Genomic DNA, 435 nt, shown 5'->3' with positions numbered 1-435 from the left:
GGCCAGGGCGGCGGCCAGCGCCTCGTGCGCGGCCCGGCGGTCGCTCGGCGGGGCCAGGTCCACCACGGCCGTACCGATCAGCGGGTGGCAGAAGGAGAGGCCGCGGCCGGCCGCGGGCGCGAGGACCAGACCGGCCCGCTCGGCCGGGACGAGGTCGTCGATGTCGGCCGACCCCCGCGCCGCGATGCGCAGGGTGGTGACCCCGGCGTCGGCGTCCAGGGCCGCCAGCAGCATCAGCGTGCGGGTGGCGGCGGGCAGCTCCGCGAGCAGTCCGGCGCAGGTGGCCGCCAGCCGCCGGGACAGCGGCAGCCGGTCGGGGAGCGGGTCCTGGCCGCACAGCTGCCGGTCGGTCAGCGCCGCGGGCAACTCCCGGAGCGCGGGCGGGTTGCCGGCGGGCTCCGCCTGCCGCCGCCGTCGCACGGTGGGCGCCCGCCC

1 pseudogene is annotated in these 435 nt (G+C 81.1%); it reads right to left on the bottom strand.

Going from position 1 to position 435, the window contains the following annotated elements:
* A pseudogene (locus tag KVT45_RS36545) lies at positions 1 to 435 on the bottom strand (LuxR family transcriptional regulator); the annotation flags it as partial.

Origin of the sequence: Streptomyces sp. GbtcB6, assembly GCF_019091475.1 — a bacterium.
Taxonomy (GTDB): Bacteria; Actinomycetota; Actinomycetes; order Streptomycetales; family Streptomycetaceae; genus Streptomyces; species Streptomyces hyaluromycini.
This window is presented reverse-complemented; position numbering and strand designations above follow the sequence as displayed.